Origin of the sequence: Actinoallomurus spadix, from assembly GCF_024055725.1 — a bacterium.
In the GTDB taxonomy this organism is placed as follows: domain Bacteria; phylum Actinomycetota; class Actinomycetes; order Streptosporangiales; family Streptosporangiaceae; genus Actinoallomurus; species Actinoallomurus spadix.
In genome coordinates this window covers 19,378-37,443 of the sequence record NZ_JAMXMX010000038.1, presented here as the reverse complement: position 1 = coordinate 37,443, position 18,066 = coordinate 19,378, and the positions used below count along the sequence as shown (strand labels likewise).

Annotated in this window: 15 protein-coding genes; 5 read left to right on the top strand and 10 right to left on the bottom strand. The window is 72.5% G+C overall.

What is annotated here, in order from left to right:
* Nucleotides 1–170 precede the first annotated feature (170 nt).
* Nucleotides 171–1,298 carry an acyltransferase family protein gene (locus NE235_RS34675; protein ID WP_252810679.1) on the top strand — a complete coding sequence of 376 codons (1,128 nt, stop codon included), beginning with the start codon at nt 171–173 and terminating at the stop codon, nt 1,296–1,298.
* Here the strand turns inward: NE235_RS34675 and NE235_RS34670 are convergent.
* Genes NE235_RS34670 through wecB form a run of 3 tightly spaced genes read right to left on the bottom strand, consistent with a single transcriptional unit; the run spans nt 1,228 to nt 5,196 of the window.
* Nucleotides 1,228–3,465 (bottom strand): glycosyltransferase, encoded by a 2,238-nt coding sequence (locus NE235_RS34670; protein WP_252810677.1) that lies wholly within the window; start codon nt 3,463–3,465, stop codon nt 1,228–1,230. The genes NE235_RS34675 and NE235_RS34670 overlap by 71 nt on opposite strands.
* Nucleotides 3,462–4,136: a hypothetical protein gene (locus tag NE235_RS34665; protein WP_252810676.1), complete on the bottom strand. Its 675-nt coding sequence runs from the start codon at nt 4,134–4,136 to the stop codon at nt 3,462–3,464. Before NE235_RS34665 ends, NE235_RS34670 begins: the two co-directional genes overlap by 4 nt.
* A complete protein-coding gene (gene wecB / locus NE235_RS34660) occupies nt 4,129–5,196 on the bottom strand; it encodes a non-hydrolyzing UDP-N-acetylglucosamine 2-epimerase (RefSeq protein WP_252810733.1) in 1,068 nt (355 codons plus the stop codon). The genes NE235_RS34665 and wecB overlap by 8 nt, the downstream gene beginning before the upstream one ends.
* 50 nt (nt 5,197–5,246) lie before the next feature.
* On the opposite strand from wecB, the gene NE235_RS34655 reads away from it, so the two are divergent.
* The 3 genes from NE235_RS34655 to NE235_RS34645 are packed head-to-tail and all read left to right on the top strand — an operon-like array spanning nt 5,247 to nt 9,094.
* Nucleotides 5,247–6,707 carry a glycosyltransferase family 4 protein gene (locus NE235_RS34655; RefSeq protein ID WP_252810674.1) on the top strand — a complete coding sequence of 487 codons (1,461 nt, stop codon included), beginning with the start codon at nt 5,247–5,249 and terminating at the stop codon, nt 6,705–6,707.
* 12 nt (nt 6,708–6,719) lie between these two features.
* Entirely contained in the window at nt 6,720–7,988 is a 1,269-nt protein-coding gene (locus tag NE235_RS34650) for a nucleotide sugar dehydrogenase (RefSeq protein ID WP_252810671.1), read from the top strand.
* 23 nt (nt 7,989–8,011) lie between these two features.
* The gene (locus tag NE235_RS34645; protein ID WP_252810662.1) at nt 8,012–9,094 is read left to right on the top strand and encodes a glycosyltransferase; all 1,083 of its coding nucleotides are present in this window, start codon (nt 8,012–8,014) and stop codon (nt 9,092–9,094) included.
* Between the two features lie 68 nt (nt 9,095–9,162).
* Here the strand turns inward: NE235_RS34645 and NE235_RS34640 are convergent, their stop codons facing one another.
* Complete coding sequence (locus NE235_RS34640) at nt 9,163–10,920, bottom strand: outer membrane protein assembly factor BamB family protein (RefSeq protein ID WP_252810660.1); 1,758 nt, start codon at nt 10,918–10,920, stop codon at nt 9,163–9,165.
* A gap of 107 nt (nt 10,921–11,027) precedes the next feature.
* Between NE235_RS34640 and NE235_RS34635 the strand changes: the two genes are divergently transcribed.
* The gene (locus NE235_RS34635; protein ID WP_252810658.1) at nt 11,028–13,214 is read left to right on the top strand and encodes a HelD family protein; all 2,187 of its coding nucleotides are present in this window, start codon (nt 11,028–11,030) and stop codon (nt 13,212–13,214) included.
* Nucleotides 13,215–13,334: 120 nt separating this feature from the next.
* Here the strand turns inward: NE235_RS34635 and NE235_RS34630 are convergent, their stop codons facing one another.
* The 6 genes from NE235_RS34630 to NE235_RS34605 all read right to left on the bottom strand — a co-directional run bounded on the left by NE235_RS34630 (nt 13,335) and on the right by NE235_RS34605 (nt 18,059).
* On the bottom strand, nt 13,335–13,646 hold the full coding sequence (locus NE235_RS34630) for a helix-turn-helix domain-containing protein (RefSeq protein ID WP_252810656.1): 312 nt from the start codon (nt 13,644–13,646) through the stop codon (nt 13,335–13,337).
* Nucleotides 13,647–13,907: 261 nt separating this feature from the next.
* Entirely contained in the window at nt 13,908–14,741 is an 834-nt protein-coding gene (locus NE235_RS34625) for a glycosyltransferase family 2 protein (RefSeq protein ID WP_252810732.1), read from the bottom strand.
* Between the two features lie 79 nt (nt 14,742–14,820).
* The gene (locus NE235_RS34620; RefSeq protein ID WP_252810654.1) at nt 14,821–15,612 is read right to left on the bottom strand and encodes a CDP-alcohol phosphatidyltransferase family protein; all 792 of its coding nucleotides are present in this window, start codon (nt 15,610–15,612) and stop codon (nt 14,821–14,823) included.
* The gene (locus tag NE235_RS34615) at nt 15,590–16,645 is read right to left on the bottom strand and encodes an iron-containing alcohol dehydrogenase family protein (RefSeq protein WP_252810730.1); all 1,056 of its coding nucleotides are present in this window, start codon (nt 16,643–16,645) and stop codon (nt 15,590–15,592) included. The genes NE235_RS34620 and NE235_RS34615 overlap by 23 nt, the downstream gene beginning before the upstream one ends.
* A 17-nt stretch (nt 16,646–16,662) precedes the next feature.
* On the bottom strand, nt 16,663–17,394 hold the full coding sequence (locus tag NE235_RS34610) for a phosphocholine cytidylyltransferase family protein (protein ID WP_252810652.1): 732 nt from the start codon (nt 17,392–17,394) through the stop codon (nt 16,663–16,665).
* Nucleotides 17,391–18,059 (bottom strand): DUF5941 domain-containing protein, encoded by a 669-nt coding sequence (locus NE235_RS34605; RefSeq protein ID WP_252810650.1) that lies wholly within the window; start codon nt 18,057–18,059, stop codon nt 17,391–17,393. The genes NE235_RS34610 and NE235_RS34605 overlap by 4 nt, the downstream gene beginning before the upstream one ends.
* Nucleotides 18,060–18,066 lie beyond the last annotated feature (7 nt).

Here is an 18,066-nt window from a genome sequence, read left to right as displayed (position 1 = left end):
GGGCGGCCGCGCGTAACGCGGTGGCCGTCCGTGACGCGGTGGCCGCGCGTAACTGAAAGGTTCCTCACAGCCTCGGCCGTTGCCCTGCATGTGCCTCCGACTGTCGGTATGGTCGTTTCTCGCCCCCGTGGTTTCGGGGCCCGGAACACCGTCTCCACTCTCTGGAACCCATGACCTGGCCGACAGCGCACCCCGCACAACAACCTCCGCTGAACCCCGTCGCCACCACGATCCCCGACCTGTACGCCGTCTCACCGGCGCTGCCCGCCGTGCCCGCGTCCCGCACGCGCCGCCGGCGGGACCCGTTCTTCGACAACGCCAAGTTCCTGGCGATCGTCCTGGTCGTGATGGGCCACTCGATCGTCAACCTGCGCGACGTCCGGTTCGCGCATGCCCTGTACCTGTTCGTCTACACCTTCCACATGCCGGTGTTCATCGTGATCACCGGCTACTTCTCCCGGAACTTCACGTTCTCCGGAGGCAAGGCCCGCAAGCTGCTCACCAACCTGGGCGTGCCGTACGTCGTCTTCGAGACGGCCTACTCCACGTACCACTGGGCGGTCGGTCACTCCGACTTCCAGATCAGCCTGCTCGACCCGTACTACCTCACCTGGTTCCTGATGGCGCTGTTCCTGTGGCGCCTGTCCACGCCGGTCTGGCAGCAGATCCGCTGGCCGGTGCTGGTCGCCGTGGTGATCTCCCTGCTGTCGGGCATGAGCGACCTGCCGGACGAGCTCGAGATGCACCGGACGATCGGCCTCGTGCCGTTCTACGTCCTGGGTCTCATGCTCAAGCAGGAGCACTTCGACCTGCTCAAGCAGACCAGGGCCCGGGTGCTGGGCGTGCTGACGCTCCTGGTCGGGTTCGTCTTCACCTACCTCGTCGCCGACCGGCACATGACGACCGAGTGGGTGTACTGGCGCAGCCCGAACTCCACGATGCACGTCGGCAACCTCATGGGCACCGGCATGCGGCTGGGCCTCATGATCGCCGCGGCCGTCCTGGTCGCGGCGTTCCTGACCATCGTCCCGGCGAAGCAGACGTGGTTCACCGACCTCGGTGCCGCCACCCTGTACGCCTACCTGCTGCACGGCTTCCTGACGAAGCTGCTGGAGTACATGGGCTGGTGGGACGTGTCGTTCCTGCACACCATCCCCGGCGTGCTGCTGACCGCGGCGACCGGCGCGGTGGTGGCGACGCTGCTCTGCACCCCGCCGGTGCGCAAGCTCATGCACTGGGCGCTGGAGCCGGACATGTCGTGGGCGTTCGTGCCGCTGCGGCGGCCGAAGAGGGCCTGAGCAGCTCCACCCACCGCTCACCGACCAGATCGAGGGCGTAGGATCGCGCGACCTCCGCGCGGGCCTGCGCCCTCGCCTCGTTCCAGCGGCCCTCCGCGACCGTCGCGGCGATCCCCTCGGCCATCGCGGGCGGTGACGCGTGGATCCAGCGCCGGTCGTAGATGGTGTCCGCGCCCGGCCAGGGCAGCAGGGCGGGCACCGCCCCGGACGCCATGCCCTCGGCCGGCGCCAGGTGGAAGCTCTCGTCGTCGCTGGTGGACAGCACGAAGCCGATCCGGCGCAGCCACGCGGCGACGTCCGGCCCGGCCGGGTCGAAGACGACCGAGCGCGCCAGCAGCGGCGACCGCCGGATCCGCCGGAACAGTGCCTCGAACGCCTCCCGCTCCTCGGTGCGGTTCCAGATCCACGGCAGGTCCCAGGGCAGCTTCGACTTCACGAACAGCGTGAACCGCGGGTCCCGCCGGCGCAGCTCCTCCAGGACGTCCACGGCCAAGTCGAGGCGCTTGCGCCAGGGCGCGATCCCGATCATGCCGAGGTGGAACTCCGCGCCGGGAAGCTTGGCGCGGTCGAACTGCGCGACGTCCACCCAGTTGGGGATCACGGTGATCTTCTCGGCGGGCCAGCCGGTCATCTTGCGCGTCAGCTCCGCGTACGACGGGCTGACGCAGACGACCTGGTCGATCAGGTCGATGTCGAGCCGGCCCGGCCACGCCCCGTACAGCTCGAAGCGGTGCAGCCGGACGATGAGGCGCTGGTCCGGGCGGCCGTGCTTCTTGCGCCACTCGCTGTACCAGACGGCGTTCGGGCCGCACCACTCGCAGATGATCACGTCGGCCCACTCGGCGAGTTCGGCGCTGACCTCCGGGTCGTGGGTGCCGAGGGCGGGCCAGCGGTCGACGCGCATTTCGACGTCCGGCAGCGCGCCGATGTGGTCGAGCAGCCGGGTGAAGAACTTCAGGTCGTGCCCGGCCACGACGATCCGCGTTCTGTCCCCGGTCCCGTCGCCGCCGCCCAGCGGTGGCGGGAATGCCTGCCGCAGGTACGTACGGAGCCGGCCGGCCGCCGCGTCGAGACTGAACGACCGCGCCGCGTCCAGGCAGCGGCGGCGGGCGAGCGCGTAGACCTCCGGGTCGGTCACGGCCGCGAGGACGTCGACGACGTCGTCCTCGGTGGCGGCGAACAGCGGATAGTCCGCGCCGAGGAGGTTCTCGTGCATCGGCGTGCGGTTGAGGACGACCGGCAGGCCGAGCGCCCCCATCTCCAGGACCTTCGTCGACAGCTCAAGGCTCGCGTCGAGCTCGGGATGGCGCCAGGACAGCCCCACGTCGCAGCCGGCCGAGACCCGCATGGCCTCGGCGCGCGGATGCCCGCCGTGCCAGGTCAGGCCGGGCGTCGACTCCAGGGCCACCCGCATGCGGCGGGAGAAGCCCGGGTCCTTCCGGTCGTGGTGGATCTTGTCGCCGATCATGTGCAGCTCGGCGTCGACCTCCTGGGCGGCCAGGCGGCGCGGCAGCGCGGTCATCTCGTAGGTGTTCCAGCGCGGCGCGAACTTGCCGGTGTAGACGAGCCGCAGCGGCCGGCCGGGCGTCCGGTCCGCCGCGGGTTCGAGGCCCTCCGGCAGCGCCACGACCGGCGGGAACAGCACGCACTTGCCCGCCGCCTTGTGCAGCACGCCCTCCAGGTGGCAGCGCAGCTCCTCGGTCTGGCAGAGCAGGAACCGCGACGCCCTGGCGACCGCCGCCAGCTCGCCGCGCGTCTTCCCGTCCAGCTCGGCGACGGTCTGCGGCACGTCGGTGAGGTACGTCCACAGCCGCCCGGCCAGCGGCGTCGCGGTCAGCCGTACGGCGAGGCGCTTCCCGCGCACGACGACGAGGTCGTACGGCCGCTCGGCGTCGAGCTCGGTGAGCAGCCCGGCGGCCTCCTCGACGGTCAGCGACGCGGTCGCGTCGTCGGGCCGCCGCCGTACGGTCACCCCGGCCAGCCGTTCGAGCGGCTCGACGAGGCGCCCGGTCCGCACCGGGGCCTTGAGGACCAGCGTCACCTCGACGCCGGCGGCCTGAAGCGCCTGCACCATCCCCTGGGCCCAGATCGCGGACCCGTCGATGAGGTTCAGGTCGACGTCGCCGTACACGAGAGCGCGCACGCGTTCTCCTTCTCGCAGGATCATCGGAGTTCTTCGATGCCGAACCGGGCGCACAGGCCCGGCAGCGCCTCGGCGACCGGCGTGCCGGGCGGAACCGTCGCGTCCCAGCCGAACCCGGCGATCGCCGGGGCGGAGCCGGCCAGCACGACGGGACGGCCACGGTCGCGGGCGACGCCCATCAGGGCGAGCAGCGCCCGGTCGCGGTCCGGGACGCCCGGGACGCCCAGGTAGGCCCACGGGCCGCCGGGCTGCCCCGCGGCGGCGTCGACGATCACCAGGTCGACGTCGGTCGTGTCGAGGACGAGCGCGGCGTCGTGCGGCATCAGGGGCACGACGTGCGCGACCTCCGCCAGAGCCTCCGCGGCGGCCGGGCCGAGCACGCCCGCGACGACGAGGCCGGTCGCGGGCGCCGCCGCGATGAGCCGGTCCTCGTCGCGCGCGGTGAACATCGGGCGCTCGCGGGCGTCCACGGACGTCACGACGTTCGGTGCGCCCCGGTGCCGCCACATGCGGTACAGCTCGCGCGGCAGCTGGACGACGCCCTTGCCTGGCCTGCGGGCGGCGTCGGTGACGGCCCGGCCGACCTTGAGGGACGTGGAGCCCTCCAGGGCCGCGACCCGCGCTTCGAGGATCTTCACCCGGGCCTCACGGTCGGCCAGCGCCGCCTTGAGCCGGGCCACCTGCCGGTCAGCCATCGAGCCATCCCTCCACGACGCGGGCGATGCGCGGTCCGGCGTGGCCGTCCCACAGCGGCGGGCGGTCCCCCTCGCCACGGCCGGCCGCGAGGGCCTCCGCGACGGCGGGAACGACGTCGTCGGCGGTGACGAGCCGGTTCGTGCCATGCGTGATCGTGATCGGCCGCTCGGTGTTGGGCCGCAGCGTCAGGCACGGCACGCCGAGGATCGTCGTCTCCTCCTGCACGCCGCCGGAGTCGGTGACGACCGCGGCCGCGCCGCGGACGGCCGCGACGAACTCGACGTAGCCGAGCGGCTCGAGCAGCCGGACGCGCGGATGCGCGTCCAGCCCGGCCTCGGTGAGCACCCTCCGGCCGCGCGGATGCACCGGCATGACCACGTCCACGAGTTCGGCGATCTCGTGCAGCCGCTTCACGAGGCCCGCCGCGACCTCCGGGTCGTCGACGTTCGCGGGCCGGTGCAGCGTCGCGACGACGTACCGCTCGGGCAGGTCGTACGCCCGCCGCACGGCCCCGGTGTCGAACCGGTCCAGGTGCGCGAGCAGCGTGTCGATCATCGGGTTGCCGACGAAGTGGATCCGCTCGACCGCGACCCCCTCCGCGGCGAGGTGGCCGACCGCCTCCGGGCTCGTCACGAGGCACAGGTCGGACAGCTGGTCGACGAGCCGGCGGTTGACCTCCTCCGGCATGGTCATGTCGAAGCTGCGCAGCCCCGCCTCCACGTGGGCGACCGGGATGCGGAGCTTGGCCGCGACGAGGGCGGCGGCGATGGTGGAGTTCACGTCGCCGTACACCATGACGAGCTCGGGTGAACGCTCGATGAACTCCTTCTCCAGCGCCACCATGATCGCGGCGGTCTGGGCCGCGTGGCTGCCGGAGCCGACCTCCAGGTTCACGTCGGGTTCGGGCAGGCCGAGGTCGCGGAAGAACACCTCCGACATGCGCTCGTCGTAGTGCTGACCCGTGTGGATCACCCGCTGCCCGCGGCCCGTCCCGGACAGCGCGGCGATCACCGGCGCGGCCTTGACGAAGTTCGGCCGCGCGCCGAGTACATGCGAGATCACAGTTGCGTTTCCCTTTCGTTCACGGACGATCCCTAACCTCGCCCGCCATGCAGGTGGCCAAGATGTTCTTCTTCTGGTCGGTGCTCGCGTGGCGGCACGTGAGCGCCGATCCCCGCCGGGCGGTCCGGCTGGCCGTACGGCTGGCGCTCCGCGTGGCACCCGGCCCGGTGCGCACGCGGTTCCGCGCGCTCGCCGCGCCGGCCCCGCAGCGTCAGGACCGTGAGTCCCGGGAGCTGCGGGAGCTGCTCGACGACGCCGCTCAGGTGAGGCCGCGGGCCGGGCGTCCCGTCCCCGCCCGCCCGTCCGGGGCGCGGATGACGGTGCTGCACCTGGTCACGAACGCGCTGCCGCGCACGCAGGCCGGGTACACCGTGCGGACGCACCGCGTCGTGTCCGCGCAGCGCGAGCTCGGCCTGGACCCGCACGTCGTGACGCGGCTCGGCTACCCGCTGACCCAGGGCCTCCGGGACGCGCGGCCGCGCTGCGAGGTCGATGGGATCCCCTACCACCGGCTGCTGCCGTGGACGCCGCCGAAGGGGCCGGTACGCGAGGTGCGCAAGGCCGCCGACCTGGCTGGACGGCTCGTCGAGGAGCTGCGCCCGTCCGTGCTGCACGCCGCCAGCAACCACCTCAACGCCGCCGTCGCGCTGGAGCTGCGCCGCAGGTACGGCCTGCCGGTGGTGTACGAGGTCCGCGGCTTCCTGGAGGACTCCTGGCTGTCGCGCGACCCGGCGCGCTCGACGGAGGACGAGTTCTACCGGCTCACCCGCGAGCTGGAGACGGCCCGGATGCGCGACGCCGACCTGGTCGTGACGCTCGGCGAGGCGATGCGGGCCGAGATCCTGGGACGCGGCGGCGTCGGCGACGTGCTCGTCGTGCCGAACGCCGTCGACGACACGTTCCTGGAGCCGCTGCCGGACGGCGGGAAGCTGCGGGCCGACCTCGGCATCGCCGAGGGCGAGGTCGTCGTCGGCCTCACCTCGACGTTCTACGGCTTCGAGGGCATCGACACGCTCATCGAGGCGGCGGCGCTGCGGCGCGACTTCACACTCCTGCTCGTCGGCGACGGACCCGAGCGGCCGGCGCTGGAACGCCGGGCCGCCGAGCTCGATGTCCCGGCGATCTTCACCGGCCGGGTGCCGGTCGATCAGGTACGTCGGTATCACGCAGTCCTCGATGTCTTCGCGGTCCCGCGGCGGGCGGACCGGGTGTGCCAGCTGGTGACTCCGCTGAAACCGCTGGAGGCGATGGCAGCGGGAATCCCGGTGATAGCAAGTGATGTCAAAGCGCTTCGCGAAATCATCGAACCCGGCGTGACCGGCACGTTAACTCTTCCAGAAGACCCGGAAGCATGGGCGAATTGTCTGGACCAGCTCATTTACAGTCCGGAGCTACGCGGCGAAATCGGGCAGGCGGCCCGGGAATGGGTCGCGGCGAACCGCACCTGGCGGGCCGTCACCGCCCGCTGTCTCGGCGCCTACCGGGACCTCGCCTCCGCAGCATCCTGAAGGGAGCCACTGGTGGATCTGGTGGTCATCGGACTTGGCTACGTCGGCCTCCCGCTCGTGCGGGAGGCCGGCCGCGCCGGCCTCCGGGTCGGCGGGCTGGACCGCGACGCCCGTGTCGTCGCCGGGCTCAAGGCCGGCCTGTCCCACGTCGACGACGTGAGCGCCGAGGACGTCGAGCGGATGCTCGCCGCCGGCTTCACGCCGTCCCGGGACGAGGACATCCTCGACGGGGCGCGCACCATCGTGATCTGCGTGCCGACGCCGCTGTCGAACGACGGCGGCCCGGACCTGACGGCCGTCCGGTCCGCCGCGCAGACCGTCGCGCGGCATCTGGACCCCGGCACGCTCGTGGTCCTGGAGTCGACGACGTACCCCGGTACCACCGAGGAGGTCGTCCGGCCCATCCTGGAGGAGTCCGGCCTGGTCGCGGGCGAGGACTTCCACCTGGCGTTCTCCCCTGAGCGGATCGACCCGGGCAACCCGGTGTACGGCGTGCACAACACCCCGAAGATCGTCGGCGGCCTGACGCCGTCCTGCGCGCACGCCGCGGCCGCGTTCTACGGCAAGTTCGTCGAGCACGTCGTGCAGGCCAAGGGCACCCGCGAGGCCGAGATGGCCAAGCTGCTGGAGAACACCTACCGGCACGTCAACATCGCGCTGGTCAACGAGATGGCGGTGTTCTGCAACGAGCTGGGCATCGACCTGTGGGACTCGATCGCCTGCGCCGCCACGAAGCCGTTCGGGTTCCAGGCGTTCTACCCGGGCCCCGGCGTCGGCGGGCACTGCATCCCGATCGACCCGAACTACCTGTCGTACAAGGTGCGGTCCCTCGGCTACCCATTCCGCTTCGTCGAGCTGGCCCAGGAGATCAACGACCGGATGCCGCGGTACGTCGTCGAGCGCGCGCAGGCCCTGCTCAACCGCGAGGGCCTGGCGATGAAGGGCGCCAAGGTGCTCATCCTCGGCGTGACGTACAAGCCGGACATCGCCGACCAGCGCGAGTCGCCCGCCCGCCCGGTCGCCCGGCGGCTGCGGAAGATGGGCGCCGACCTGAGCTTCCACGATCCGCACGTCGAGTCCTGGGAGGTCGACGGCGAACCGGTGCCGCGCGCCCGCGTGCTGTACACGGCGCTCGCGGAGGCCGACCTCGTGATCGTCCTCACCGACCACCGGGAGTACGACCCGGAGAGCCTCACCCGGCACGCGCGGCTGCTGTTCGACACCCGCGGCGCGACACGCCGCCTCGATGAGACGGCCGCCGAACGCGTCGAATTGCTGTGACGTGGAATTCACCGGAAATTAAGATGCGGATATTCGTGTGCACCGTCGTGCACCACCCGGAGGACGCGCGAATTCTGCATCGGCAGATCCGTGCGCTTCTGGACGCCGGACACGACGTGACCTATGTGGCGCCGTTCCGCGCCTGTAATGTGACGCCCTGGCCGGAGGTCGATCCGCTCGACGTGCCGCGGGCGACCGGCCGGAACCGGCTTCACGCGCTGCGCAGGGCGCGGCGCGTCCTCGCCGCGCACGCGAAGGACGCCGACCTCCTCCTGCTGCACGACCCCGAGTTGCTGCTCGCGGTGCCGCGCCGGCTCCGGTCGCGCACGGTCTGGGACGTGCACGAGGACACTGCGGCGGCCCTGGGCGCCAAGGGCTGGCTGCCCGCGCCGCTGCGCGTCCCGCTGCGGTTCGCCGTACACCGGGTCGAACGCCGCGCCGAACGGCGGCTGAAGCTGCTGCTGGCGGAGGAGGGCTACCGCGACCGGTTCCGGCGCCCGCACCCGGTTGTGCCGAACACCACCCACGTCCCCGAACTGCCGCCGGCCCCGCCGGGGGACGACCGGATCATCTACGTCGGGCAGCTCTCGTTCGCCCGCGGCGTGAACGACCTGATCGAGCTGGCCCGGCTCGTGCACGCCGACGGGATCACGCTCGACCTGGTCGGCGGCGCCGACGCCGACGTCCGGCCCCTGCTGCGCGACGCGCAGCGGGAGGGGCTCCTCCGGTGGTACGGGTTCGTGCCGAACGACCGGGCGCTGCGCTTGGCGGAGGGCGCCCTCGCGGGCCTGTCGCTCCTGCACGACACGCCGAACTACCGGCACTCGATGCCCACCAAGGTCGTCGAGTACATGGCACGCGGGATCCCCGTCGTCAGCACGCCGAACCCGATCGCCGCCCGCATCGTCGAGGAGGCGGGCTGCGGCCTCGTCGTGCCGTACGAGGACCCCGCGGCGACCGCGGCGGCGGTCCGGCGGCTGCGCGACGACGCGGAGCTGCGGCGGGAGATGGGCAAGCGCGGTCACGAGGCGGCCCGCGCGCGGTTTCACTGGCCCGAACAGGGCCGGTTGTTCGTCGCCCAGCTGGAGGAGTGGGCCGGAGTGTAGACGGCGTGCAGGCGCTGCAGGCGCTGCAGGCGCGTCCAGGCGGCGTGCGGGCTGGGTCCAGGCGTCGTCTAGGCCGCGGCGGACAGGCGCGCGGCGATCACGGTGGCCAGCCGCGTAGCCGTGTCGGGCAGGCCGGAGCTGACGGTCACGATCGTCCGCCCGACCCGCATCACGACCGTGCCCGACGAGGTGCCGACCGCGTACGCCTCGTCGCCGGCGCGCACCCGGTCCCGGGCGCCGTTCTGCGTGTCACGGGCGGCGGCGAACAGCACCTTCGCGGCAGGCGTGTCCGGAGCGACCCACTGCACGGTGACCGACAGGGCCCCGGCCTCCCGCTCCGGCCCGTCGGGGGCCCGGCCGCGCGCACGACGCGGCCGGAAGACACAGCCCGCGGGCAGGCGCAGACCGTCGACGGCGGCCGACGCCGCCTCGCCGGAGTACCCCCGCGGCAGGTCGCGCTTGGGCAGCAGGGAGCAGGCGTCCGGCCACTGGCGGGCCGGTACGCCGGCCAGCTCGGGAGGGCCCGCACCGCGCAGGCCGCCGCGCAGGGCCACCAGCCGGGCCGCGCCGAACGGGCGGGGGCGCGCCGCCGGCGCGGCGACGTACAGGAGCCCGCCGCCCGCGGCGAGCCAGGGCCGTACGCCGTCCAGACCCGCCCGCAGGACGACGGGGATCGGCACTGTCGTGCCGTGCCCGCTGACCGGGTCGATGACGTCCATCCCGGCGGGCAGCAGCGGATCGGCGAGCCGCGACCGCAGCCCGTACACCAGCCCGCCCGCGACCGACAGGGCGCTGTAGCCGGGCATGTCCCGATGCCAGGACGACGACCCCGACGCGATGTCCACCGACTCCAGGCGGCGCACCGGCGTGGCGTCCTGGGGCCGCCGCCCGATCTCGTAGGCGACCAGCAGATGACCCGCGGTCACCGCGATCGGGCACATGTCCCGGCACAGGTCCTGACCGGCGCGATTCAGGAAGACGTGCCCCCTCCGGTCGAACGCCTGCAGCGACGAGCCGTCGAAGACGACCGTGACGTCCCCGCCGACCGCGAGCGCCGAACGCGCGGTGTTCCGGGTGAGGACGGTGAACTCCGTGTGCCCCTTGACCGGGTCGACGACCAGGATCCGGTCGGCGGCGCCGCAGTCGATGCTGAACGCCGCGATGCTCTCGCTGCTGTCGGAGGCGTGCGGCACCGCCTCCGGCAGCAGGCAGCCGTGCGGGAGCCGCTTCCGCCACAGCAGCCGGCCCGTCTGCGCCGACCGGCCGTACAGCGTGTGCCGCCCGTCCTCGGTGACGAACACCACTCCCCCGGCGGCCGGCCAGCGCAGCGTCGTCCGGTCGGTCGTGGCGGGCACGTCACCCCGCTGCCGCCACAGCAGCGTGCCGCTCACCGCGTCCAGGCCGACCATGAGACGGTTGCCGCGGTGCCCGGTGCGTTCGAGGTACGCGACGAGGACCGTCCGGCGGCCGGCGCCGACGGTGCGCGCCCAGCCGAGCATCGACCACTCGGCGCGGTGGTAGTGCCAGCGCTCCTGGCCGGTGCGCGCGTCCCGTACGTCGAGGCCGCGCCCGGACACGACGACGAGCTGGCCGTCCACGATGGAGTACGCCACCCGGTCGTAGGCGGGCAGGTCGCTGTCGCCGACGGGCGTGCTGAGCTGCCAGCTTGTGGTCAACGGCGCCGCCGGCGGCCCCAGATCGGCCAGCGGCGGCCGCGGCGCGTTCGTGACGGTGCGATTCACCTGCCACCACTCCGCCTGGAGGACGAAGTGGTCGGCGAGCACCCCACCGACGATCACGGTCAGCAGGGCCGTCAGGACGCTCAAGATGATGTGCCTACGGCTCCGCGCGGACTCGACCGTGATCACCTCCTGTTGATGCCACGCACCGCCGAGGGTACGGGGTTCCGGCGCTTCACACCGATAATTGGCCCATGGTGCCGACCGTCAAGGACGAGCAGATCGCCGCGGAACAGTCCCGCGTCGACGAAGCCTACGCACGTCTCGAGGAGATGCGCGCGGGCGCTCGCCGGATGCTGGAAGAGGGTTACCGCCAGGCTCAGGCCGGTACCAGGGGGTCGCTCGTCGACCGGGACGCGATGGTCCACCAGGCGGCGCTTCGCAGCCACGCGCTGGACGTCGCCGAGGAGGGCCTGGTCTTCGGGCGGCTCGACCTGGCCGGCGGCGAGACGCTGTACGTCGGGCGGGTCGGCGTCCGCACCAGCGAGCACGACTCGCTCGTCATCGACTGGCGCGCTCCGGCGGCCGAGGCGTTCTACCGCGCGACCCCCGAGGACCCGCGGGGCGTCGTACGCCGCCGGGTGCTGCACTGCCGGGGCCGTAAGGTCGTCGACCTGGAGGACGACCTGCTCATCCCCGGTGCCCGGCCGGACCTGACGATCGTCGGTGACGGGGCGTTCCTCGCGTCGCTGGCCCGCAGCCGGGAGGGGACGATGCGCGACATCGTCGCCACCATCCAGCGTGAGCAGGACGAGGTGATCCGCGCCCCGGCCGACGGCACCGTCATCGTCCAGGGCGGCCCCGGCACCGGCAAGACCGCCGTCGCCCTGCACCGGGTGGCGTACCTGCTGTTCCGGCACCGCCGCAGGTTCGGCTCGCGCGGCGTGCTCATCCTCGGCCCGAACCCGCGCTTCACCGCGTACATCGAGCGCGTGCTCCCGTCCCTGGGCGAGGGCGGCGCCACCCTGCGCTCGCTCGGCGACCTGGTCACCGGCGCGGAGGCGGCCGCCCACGACGCCCCGGAGCTCGCGCGCGTCAAGGGCGCCACCATGATGACGCGTGTCCTGCGGCGGGCCGTCCAGGACGCCCCGCCGGGCAGCCCGGACACCCTCCGCACCGTCTACCGCGGGGTCGTCGTGACGCTGCGGCGCGAGGCCCTGGACGGCATCCGCCGCGAGGTCCACCGCACCGCGCACGGCTCGGTCAACACCGCCTACCCCCGCGCCGCCGACCTGCTCCTCGGCGCGCTGTGGGAGCGTTTCTGCGAGGTCGGCGGGCCGGACGACGCACCCGGGACGACCCGCGCGGCGTTCACCGCGCACGTCCGCGACGAGCGTCGCTTCGTCGAGTTCCTGCGTGCCTGGTGGCCGGTCCGCCGGCCGGCCGAGGTGCTGCGCGCGCTCGCGGACCCCGGCCGGCTGCGCCGCGCCGCCGGCCGCTCGCTGAACGACCGGCAGGTCCGGCTGCTCGCGGAGTCCTGGCAGGGCCCGTGGTCGTACCTCGACATCGCGCTGCTCGACGAGGCCGGCGCGATCCTGGGGCCGCCGCCACGACCGCCGCGCGGCCGGAGACGCAAGGCGGAGGACCCGTTCGTCATCGACGGCGTCAACGTCTTCACCGGTGAGCGCGTGGAGACCGAGGACGACGACGAGCCGACGCTGCGCGAGCTGACCACGTACGTCGAGCGCCGCGAGCAGGCGATGCGCCGTGACGACGAGGAGGACGAGGACCTCCCCGTGGAGTACGCCCACATCGTCGTCGACGAGGCGCAGGACCTGTCGCCGATGCAGTGGCGCATGCTGGGCAGGCGCGGCCGGACGGCCACCTGGACGATCGTGGCCGACCCGGCCCAGAGCGCGTGGGAGGACTCCGCCGCCGCACGCAAGGCCATGGACACCGCGCTCGGCCGGCGGCCGCGTCACGCGTTCGAGCTGACCACCAACTACCGCAACTCCGTCGAGATCGCCGACGTGGCCGCGCGGGTCCTGGCGCGGGCGGTTCCCGAGGCCCGGCCGGCCCGCGCCGTCCGTGCCTCCGGCCACCGCCCCGTGATCCGCCACGTCCCGGAGCTCGACGGCACCGTGCGCGCCGAGGCGGCGGCCCTGGCCGACGCGGTGGAGGGCACCGTCGGCGTCATCCTGCCGGTGGGCCGCCCGGCCCCGCCGCTGCCCGGCCTGCCCGAGCGGGTGCAGGTCCTCGACGCCCTGGAGGCGAAGGGCCTGGAGTTCGACGCGGCGCTGATCGTCGAGCCGGGGGAGATCGCGGACTACGCGCGGACGGGACTGCGCACGCTCTACGTCGCCGTCTCGCGCGCCACCCAGCGGCTCACCGTCCTCACCACCGCCCCCGACTGGCAGGCCCTCCTGTCCGGCACCGGATGACTCACCCGACCCGGCGCCGGCCGACTCGGGCGCCCCGGCGCATGCGGTCCAGGACCCTGCGCGCATAGGCGTCCGCCGTCTCGACCTCCGCGAGCGGCACGAGGGGAAGTCTCACCCGGGTCAGCATGGGCATCGTGCGCAGGAGCGAGCCCAGCCGGCGATCCGCTCCTTGAGTGGCCGACCGGCCGCCTCGGCGATCGCCGCGTCGATCGTCTCCCACCGTGGCTGGGTCTCCAGATGCAGCTCCAGCTCCATCGCCCCCAGGATCCGATCGGCGAGCGGAAGACTGACGTTGCGCGAACCCCGCTCGATGGCGCTCAAGGTCGCCACGCTGACGTCGCACAGCTCGGCGAGTTCCCGCAGGGACAACCGCCGCATCATCCTCGCCTGCCTGATCAGCGCTCCGATCCGCTGCTTGCTCCCCCCGGACATGACAGCAATCATCCGCCGTGAAGCCGGCCCGAATCCACCGTCGTCCCCAGGCTGTGGACAACACGACGCCAGGCCCGGAGGCGGAAGCCTGAGAAGCAGGTCCCCGGGGGAGGGCGCTCTTTTCCAGGGCCGTCTACTCAAACAAGAAATTGCTCGCGTGAGTAGACGGCCCTGGAAGAGACATGGCCTCCCCCGGAGCCGCTTCCGTACCGATCCGTGACGTTCTGTCGCGTTGGCCGGATCGGCAGGCGCGCGGACCGCCTAGATGACCGGGGGGCGGCCGAGGCGGGTCATGCGCCAGACGGTGCGCCAGGAGATGGGGCGGCGCCGGCCGGCGGGCTTGCGCCAGCCCTCGAGGAAGCCGCTGAACCACGGGCGGAGCGAGGCCGGCTTGCGTTCGCGCAGGACGGTCATCCCCACCCACACCCCGAGGTAGACGAGGACGAGCGGCCAGGGCAGGTTGCGCCGGGCGAGCCAGACGCGGTTGCGGGCGTTGAGCCGGTAGAACATCTCGTGCCGCGTCGGCGCGACGGCCGGGTGGAACATCACCGACTCGGCGTCGTACACGATGCGGTATCCGGCGTTCAGCGCCTGCCAGGCGAGGTCGGTCTCCTCATGGGCGTAGAAGAAGTCCTCGGGGAGCCCGCCGGCCGCGTCGAACGCGGCGCGGCGCATGGCGCAGGCGCCGCCGAGGAACGTCGTGACCTCCGAGGAGCGGAGCGGGTCGCCGGCGCGGAGCCGGGGAACGTGCCGCCGCTCCCCCGGGCCGCCCTCGGGATCGCGCACGCGGAAGGAGACGATGCCGAGCTTCGGATCCTCGGTGAACATGTCCCGCAGCCGCGCGCCCAGCTCCATCGACTCGTACCAGCCGTCGTCGTCGAGGAAGAGGATGAGCTCGCCGGACGACGCCTCGACGCCCCGGTTGCGGCCGGCCGGGATGCCGACGTTCTCCGGGAGGCGGAGGACCTTGACGTTCTCGGGCCAGGAACCGGGAACGTCCGCGCCGTTGCCGACGAGGACGACCTCGATCTCGACGCCGACCTGGCCCAGCGCGCTCTTGACGGCGCGTTCGAGCTCGACCGGCCGGTTCCCCATGGTCAGCACGACGACGGAGATCCTCACACGCGCCTCCACGACTCGCCGTGAACCCCGGAGGAGCTCATCTGAAATCGCCTCATTTGAGCCTCCGGGAGGCCACGATGCTGACGAAGTGCAGGCCCGTCTGCAGGACCGCGACCACCGCGACGGCGACGGCGAGGACCCGCGTGGCGGTCAGGCCGTCCGTCACATGGTCGATGACCGCCGCGACCACGATGAGCAGCGACAGCTCCACCGCGCCGATGATCCGGTGGAACTTCAGCAGCGACACGGCCTCGCGGGCGAGCGCCAGGCCCGTCGACTCCGGGCGCAGCGCGCGGTCCCCGCTCGAGGGATCCGCGGGCAGGCCCGACTTGGCGCGGGCGACCACGACGTTGTCGGTCTCGGCCTTGATCAGTGCCGCGCCGAGCGCGGCGAGCAGGCCCAGCTCGACGTAGCCGCCGTTCTCCCACGCGCCCTGGGCGCGCACGCCGAGGCCGGCCAGCAGCGCGACCTCCGACATGTAGTGCCCGATCCGGTCGAGGAACACGCCGGTGACCGAGGTGCGCTTGCGGAACCGCGCGACCTCGCCATCGGAGCAGTCCAGCAGGAGGTACGCCTGGATGAGCAGGGCGCCGACGACCGCCCAGATCAGGCCCGCCGTCCCGCGGCCGTCGACCGCCACGGCCGCGCCGCCCAGGACGCCGCAGGCGATCATCATGTAGGTGAGCTGGTTCGGGCTGAACCCGATCCGGATGAAGAGCCAGGTGAACAGGGGCGAGATGCTGCGCATGTACAGCCGTCCCGCCCAGTGCTCTTCGTTCCGGCGTTCCTTGAGGCCGGGTGGCTGTCCGCCCGCCCGGACCTCAGCCAGCGAAGGTGCCGACATATTCGCGTACCGCTTTCAGCACAGCGCCCTCGTCGAGTCCGAGGTGCTCGAGGATGGTGTATCGGCCGGGCCGTGTCTGGGGAGCGTGGAGCACCGCCTGGGCGAACTGCTCCTCGGTCAGGCCGATGTCATGCGGTGTCTTGGGCAGCTCGTGACGGTCGAGGCACGTCACGATCTGCTCGAGGCGTTCCGCGCCCTCACCGAGGTGGGTGGCACGCAGGTGGTAGCAGAACGCCGCGCCGATCCCCGCCAGCTCGCCGTGGTTGGCGGTGCCGGGGAACAGGTGGTCGATCGCGTGCAGGATCTCGTGGTCGCCGCCGCTCGACGGGCGTGAGGACCCGGCGAACGACATCGCCATCCCCGACAGCACCAGCCCCTCGGCCAGCACGGTGAGGAACTCGTCCGACTCGATCGACTTCGGCTGGTAGATGAGCGCCTCGGCGGCCGTACGGGAGAGGGTCAGCGCGAGCCGGTCGATCGGGTCGCCCTGTTCCCGGCCCGCCAGCAGCCAGTCGTCGACCGCCGAGAAGTTGCTCAGCACGTCGCCGACCCCGGCGCGGACCAGACGCTCCGGCGCGGCGCGTACGTAGTCCAGGTCGACGACCATGGCCAGCGGCATCGTCACGCCGAAGGTGTTCTTGCCCTTCTCGTGTTCCAGGGAGGCCGTGGGTGAGCAGATGCCGTCGTGGGAGAGGTTCGTGGCGACCGAGACCATCGGCATGCCGGCCAGCGTCGCGGCGTACTTCGTGGCGTCGATGGTCCGGCCGCCACCGATGCCGACGACGGCCTCGTACGATCCGCTGCGCAGCCGGGAGCCGAGCTCGACGGCGGCGTCGACCGTGCCGCCGTCGACGTGGAACACCTCGCACGCCTGCAGGCTCGGCCGGATGTGCTCGGCGATCTGGTCGCCCTGCCCCGGCCCCACCGCGATGGCGACGCGGCCCTCCGTGGCGATCCGCCGGTCCGCGAGCAGCTCCCCGAGGTGGGCGATGGCCCCGCGCCGCACATCGATGGACAGCGGCGCGGGGAGCATCCGCGTGAGCAGCGGCATCAGTATTCCTTGGCGATCCGGCGGGCCTTCTCCAGGTCGTCGTGGTTGTCGACCTCGACCCAGTCGACCGCGCCGATCGGGGCCACCGAGATCTTCCCGCCTCGGTTCACCAGCTCCTGGTAGCCGTCCTCGTAGTAGAGGTCGGGGTCGCGCTCCCAGGTGGCCTTCAGCGCGTCGGCGAGCGGCTCGGCCGCGGCCGGCTCCAGCAGGGTCGCGCCGATGTACTCGCCGTACGCCTCGGAGGGGTCCATCAGCTTCGTGATGCGCTGAAGGTGCCCGTCGGCGTCGAGGATGACCTTCATCTCCTCGTCCGCGAGCTTCTTGGCGTTGTCGACGGCGAGGAGGATGTCCGGGCCGCGGTTCTCCAGGAGGGTCTTCTCCACGCTCACCGGGTGGACCGTGTCGCCGTTGACCATCAGGACGCCCTCGCCGAAGTGCTCACGCGCCAGCCACATGGAGTAGGCGTTGTTCCACTCCTCGGCCTTGTCGTTGTGCACGAGCGTGATGGACACGCCGTACCGGCTCTCCAGCGCGGCCTTGCGCTGCTCGACCGCCTCGGCGCAGTAGCCGACGACGATGACGACATCGGTCAGCTCGACCTCCGCGAGGTTGCCGAGTGCGATGTCGAGAATCGTCGTGTCACCGTCGACCGGCACCAGGGCCTTGGGCAGCGTGTCCGTGTACGGGCGGAGACGGCGCCCCGCGCCCGCGGCCAGAACCATGCCGATCATGAGCCGGCTTCCTCCTCATCCTCGAGATTCACCATCACGCCCTTGCCGGTACCGGTCCGCACCCAGGTGTAGACGCTCTCGATGCCGAACAGCAGGGCGAAGTAGACGCCGAGCACGGCCAGCACGACAGGCAGCCTGCCCGCGAGCGTGGCGACAGCCGCGATCAGCAGGCGGCCCTCCCAGCCGAGACCGGCCACGAACACCCACCGCGCCGGCCACAACCGCTGGCGCGTGCGGTAGACGGTGTCGTAGTGGTGGTAGGCCAGCACGCCCAGGAAGGCGTAGACCAGCGGCTTGGAGACGTCGTGCGAGAAGCCCAGCGTCGCCAGGTAACCGTACTCGATCGCCCGCATCAGCGGCGGCACGAGCCAGTCGAGGCGCCCGCTGTGCGGATGCGTCGAACCGGGACCGGCCAGCAGCAGCACCAGCACCGGAGCGAAGACCGCCGGGCTGGTCTGGCCGCTGACGCCGACCACCAGCAGGATCGCGGTGACGATCCCGGCGACGAGCAACGGCAGCAACGGCGGCAGCTGACCCTTGGTCAGCCGGCCCAGTGCGAGCGCGATGGGGCCGTCGTCGCGGTAGGCGACCAGCCGGCTGCCGTGGTAGGCGAGCTCGGCGTCGGGAACGGGGGCCGCGGCGGGCTTGCCGGCCGCCGGGGACATACCAGGA